General features: G+C 60.5%; 4 protein-coding genes. All 4 read right to left on the reverse strand.

Going from position 1 to position 4,885, the window contains the following annotated elements:
- Positions 1-184: 184 nt before the first annotated feature.
- Entirely contained in the window at positions 185-1,249 is a 1,065-nt protein-coding gene (locus CCR84_RS00045) for a porin (protein WP_201208893.1), read from the reverse strand.
- Positions 1,250-1,440: 191 nt separating this feature from the next.
- Positions 1,441-2,538: a porin gene (locus CCR84_RS00050; protein ID WP_201208894.1), complete on the reverse strand. Its 1,098-nt coding sequence runs from the start codon at positions 2,536-2,538 to the stop codon at positions 1,441-1,443.
- Between the two features lie 167 nt (positions 2,539-2,705).
- Positions 2,706-3,827 (reverse strand): porin, encoded by a 1,122-nt coding sequence (locus CCR84_RS00055; RefSeq protein WP_201208895.1) that lies wholly within the window; start codon positions 3,825-3,827, stop codon positions 2,706-2,708.
- 204 nt (positions 3,828-4,031) lie between these two features.
- The coding region (locus tag CCR84_RS00060) for a porin (RefSeq protein WP_201208896.1) at positions 4,032-4,885 on the reverse strand (854 nt) is incomplete at its 5' end.

Genomic DNA, 4,885 nt, shown 5'->3' on the forward strand with positions numbered 1-4,885 from the left:
TTTGCCTTCAGCTTCCTTCAGATTTCCAGTCGCCCGGAACACCCTTGCCGTTCGGCTAACTCTTCCCCTTGTCGGGCGAGTAGAGGACTTTCACCTCCAAGTGAGTGCGCCCTGCCGGGCGCACGGACGAAAAAAACGGGCGCCGCAGCGCCCGTTTTCTTTCTGCAATCGCGCTTAGGCGATCTTAGAACGAGTGGCGAACACCGAAGGCGAAGCGCTTGACGTCGCCAACATCCTTCCCGGCAGTGACGTCGGAATTGACCTGGTTGTAGCCAGCGTAGGCGGTGGTGCGCTTGGACAGCGCGTGCGTGTAAGCCAGCGACCACGACTTGGCGTCGGCGTACTTGGCAGCATCCGGATTCTTGACGTTCAGGCTGGCATATTCGCCGATGATCTTGCCGGCAGCGCTGACCGGAACGGTCGCGGCGACGATCCACTTGCTGTCGCGATCACCGTAGACCTTATCACTGGCGTTGTCCTTGTTTTCGAAGGTCTGGTAAGCAGCCTGCAGCTTGGCGACGCCGAAGTCATAGCCGCCACGGATGCCATATTCCTCGACATCCGACGAATAAGTGGTGGCAAGAGCACCCTTGTCCTTGAGCGACTGCTTGGCATAGACGAGGCCGGCGCTGAGCGGGCCGTTGGCGTAGTTCAGCCCGATCGCGTTGGCGTAGGCGTCGCCCTGGCCATTGGCGTTAGTGTTGGCAGTTTCGGTGATGCGGCCGTGGTTGGCGACGACGTTGAAGCCGGCAAAGGTCGGCGAGACGTAGCTGACGGCGTTCTGCAGACGGCCGTCGACGTTGACCAGGCCGACGCCATTCTTGTCGCTCGCGAACTTGAGGTTCTTGCCTGCACCGAGGGCCGAGGCGGCCAGCGGCGAAGCGGCGTTGGCGAAGTCGTAGCCGGCCGAGTTCAGGTAGCCGGCGAGGACCGTACCGTAGGTGTCCGACGACAGCCCGACGTTCTGCTGACGCGCAGCACCGATGCTGGAGGTGGAATCGATGTCGAGGCGGTACTCGAGGTTGAAGACCGCCTTCAGGCCGTTGCCCAGCGCCTCTTCACCCTTGAAGCCGAGGCGCGAGGTGGACAGGATGCCGCTGTTGATCTTGCTGACGGACTTGTCGGCGCCGTCGTAGTTCTCGTTCATGTAGCCGGCGTCGACGATGCCGTAGATGCTGACGTTCGACTGCGCGAAGGCGCCGCCGGAAACGAGGCCGGCGACGGCCAGCGCGATGAGTTTCTTTTGCATGTGAAGCTGCTCCTGCAAGTTTGATAGACAACGACCGGGACGACGGTCCGCACGGTCGGAACTGAGGTCCTCGAAAAGACGTGTCGTAGTCTGACAAAGAACTGTTGCAGGATTGCGACAACAGCTGTGCGCAGGTGCAAAAACAGGCGCCGAAGCGCCCGTTTTAAGTTGGGCATCGCTGCCAAGCGATATCAGAAAGCGTGGCGAAGGCCGAAGGCGACGCGCTTGACATCACCTTCGTCCTTCAGATCAGCAACGTCGCTGCTCACCTGGTTGTAGCCGGCGTAGGCAGTGGTGCGCTTCGACAACGCGTGCGTGTAAGCCAGCGTCCAGGCCCTGGCGTCAGCATAACCCGGGTAGTACAAGCCATGCTCCGTCTTCGCAACCTCAGGCGTCTTGACGTTCAGTCTACCGTATTCAGCGACGACCTTGCCGGCAGCGGAAACCGGGATGGTCGTACCGATGACCCACGTGCTGTCGCGACCGTAGTCAAGGTCCTTGGCGTCGATGGTCTGGTAAGCAGCCTGCAGTTTAGCGAAGCCGAAATCGTAGCCGCCACGGAGACCGTATTCCTCGCCATCCGTACTGAAGTAAAGCGGACCAGGAACACCTGCAAAAGCACTAACATCACCTCCCTTGTCCTTGAGGGACATCTTGGCATAAGCGAAGCCGGCCGTGATCGGGCCGTTGACGTAACTGACGCCGAGAATGTTGACATAGGCATCGACTTGCGCTTCGCCTGCCCTGCCGATATTGGTATTGGCGCTTTCAGTGATTCGGCCGTGATTGAGTGCGATATTGAAGCCGGCGACGGTCGGCGAGACGTAGGCGACGGCGTTCTCCTGAATGCCGCTGGTGCTGAGCATTCCATTGATGCCCAGCGCATTGGCAGTGCCGAATTGTGCAGTAGCCAACGGCGAGGCAGCGACCGCAAAATCGTAACCGGCAGTCTGCAGGTAACCGGCGAGAATCGTACCGTAGGTGCTGTGAGACAGGCCGACGTTCTGCTGACGGGCCTCACCGATACCGGAATGGCCATCGATGGCCAGCGCGTATTCGAGGTTGAAGACCGCCTTCAGGCCATTGCCCAGGGCTTCCTCCCCCTTGAAGCCGATGCGCGAGGGCGACAAGAGGCCGCTGTCGATGCTGCTGACACGCTTGTCGGCGCCGTCGAAGTTCTGGTTCATGTAGCCGACATCGACGATACCGTAGATGCTGACGTTCGACTGCGCGAAAGCACCGCCGGAAACCAGGCCGGCGACCGCAAGTGCGACGAGTTTCTCTTGCATGAGAATCTTCCCCCTCAGATTTGAAAAACGACAACCATAAGCGCGCTATGGCATTGCTAACCGTATCGGCAGGTGCGTGTTGCAAGGGCACGACACCAGGTTGCGCGCAGCCGCAAAAACGGGCGCCGCAGCGCCCGTTTCCGTTCGAGCATCGTCGCCAGGTGCTATCAGAACGCGTGGCGAACGCCTAAGGCGAAGCGCTTGACATTGCCTTCGTCCGTCTTGTCGGCGACGTCGCTGCTGACCTGGTTGTAGCCGGCGTACGCCGTGGTGCGCTTCGACAACGCGTGCGTGTAGGCCAGCGCCCAAGCCTTGGCGTCAGCGTAACCGGGGTAGTAGACACCTCTCAGCGTATCCCCGACGTAAGGCGTCTTGACGTTCAGGCTGGCGTATTCGGCAACGACCGCGCCGGCAGCAGAGACCGGAACGGTCGCGCCGATAACCCATTTGCTGTCACGACCATAGCGCGTGTCCGTGTCTTCGTAGGTCTGGTAAGCCGCTTGCAGCTTGGCGACGCCAAAATCGTACCCGCCACGGATGCCGTATTCCTCGATATCCGTGTTGAATCCGCCAAAGCGAGCAGCGATGTCGCCCTTGTCCTTGAGGAACTGCTTGGCATAGGCGAAGCCAAGGGTAATCGGGCCATTGGCGTAGTTGACGCCGAGAACGTTACCGTATGCGTCGGATTGGCCAGTGGTATTGGCGATTTCGGTAATACGGCCGTGGTTAAGGGCGACGTTGAACCCGGCGAAGGTCGGCGAAACGTAGGCGACAGCGTTCTCGAGACGACCGCTGGTGCTGAGCAGGCCGGCAGGCTCGTCAAATACTTCACCAGCAAAGCGTAGCACCTTGCCAGCACCGAAAGCCGAGGCGCCCAGCGGCGAAGCGGCTACGGCGAAGTCGTAACCAGCGGACTGCAGATAACCGGCGAGGAGCGTACCGTAGCTGGCGTGCGACAGGCCGACGTTCTGCTGACGCACAGCCATGGCGGTGGCGCCCGTGTCCGTCGTACCGTTCGTGCCGATGGTCTCGTTCTTATCGATGGCCAAAGCGTATTCGAGGTTGAAGAAGGCCTTCAGGCCGTTGCCCAGTGCTTCTTCGCCCTTGAAGCCGAGGCGCGAGGTGGACAGCAGGCCGCTGTCGATGCTGTTGACGCGCTTGCCTGCACCGTCGAAGTCCGTGCTCAGGTAGCCGACATCGACGATACCGTAGATGCTGACGTTCGACTGCGCGAAGACGCCCCCGGAAACCAGGCCAGCGACAGCCAGCGCGATCAGTTTCTTTTGCATGTGAATCTTCTCCATCAGGTTCGAAAAACGACGACCGTAGCCGCTGCTCCGACGCTCAGATCCCCCGCCTTGGTAAGGAGGCGATAACAAAGTCTGACCAACCTGAGCGTGCGCGTTGCAATGGCGCGACACTACGTGGCGCGCAGCCGCAAAAACGGGCGCCGCAGCGCCCGTTTTCAGTTCGGCAATCGCTTTTAGGCGATATCAGAACGCGTGGCGAACGCCGAAGGCAAAGCGCTTGACATCACCTTCGTTGACCTGGTTGGTCACGTCGCTGCTGACCTGATTGTAGCCAGCGTAAGCGGTGGTGCGCTTCGACAGGGCGTGCGTGTAAGCCAACGTCCAAGCCGTGGAGTCGGCATAAGCCGGGTGGGAATGTCCAGGGTGCAAGGGGTAAGGCGTCTTGACATTCAGGCTGGCGTATTCAGCGACGACGGCACCGGCAGCGGAGACCGGAACCGTAGCGCCGATGACCCACTTGCTGTCGCGACCGAAGTCCGTATCCTTGGCCTCGAAGGTCTGGTAGGCAGCCTGCAGTTTGGCGACGCCGAAATCGTAGCCGCCACGGATGCCGTATTCCTCAATATCCGTGTTGAAGTCGCCTTCAAGATAATCAGCAGCACTGCTGTTCTTGTTTTTCATGTACTGTCTGGCATAAGTGAAACCGGCGCTGATCGGGCCGTTCGCATAGTTGATGCCGATCGCGTTGGCATACGCATCCGACTTGCCGGTGGTGTTGGCGGTCTCGGTCAGACGGCCGTGGTTCAGCGCGACGTTGAAGCCGGCGAAGGTCGGCGAGACGTAGGCGACGGCGTTTTCCAGACGGCCGCTGGTGCTGAGCACGCTTGAACCATCAAAGGCGAGGACCTTTCCAGCGCCGAAGGCCGAGGCAGCCAGCGGCGAAGCGGCGACGGCGAAGTCGTAACCCGTCGACTGCAGGAAGCCGGCGAGGACCGTACCGTAGGTGGCGTGCGACAGCCCGACGTTCTGCTGACGAGCAGCTGTCACGGTATTGCCCTGATTATCAGTGGTGGTACCAACGGTGTTGTTCGTATCGA

This window comes from Rhodocyclus purpureus, from assembly GCF_016653115.1.
Taxonomy (GTDB): Bacteria; Pseudomonadota; Gammaproteobacteria; order Burkholderiales; family Rhodocyclaceae; genus Rhodocyclus; species Rhodocyclus purpureus.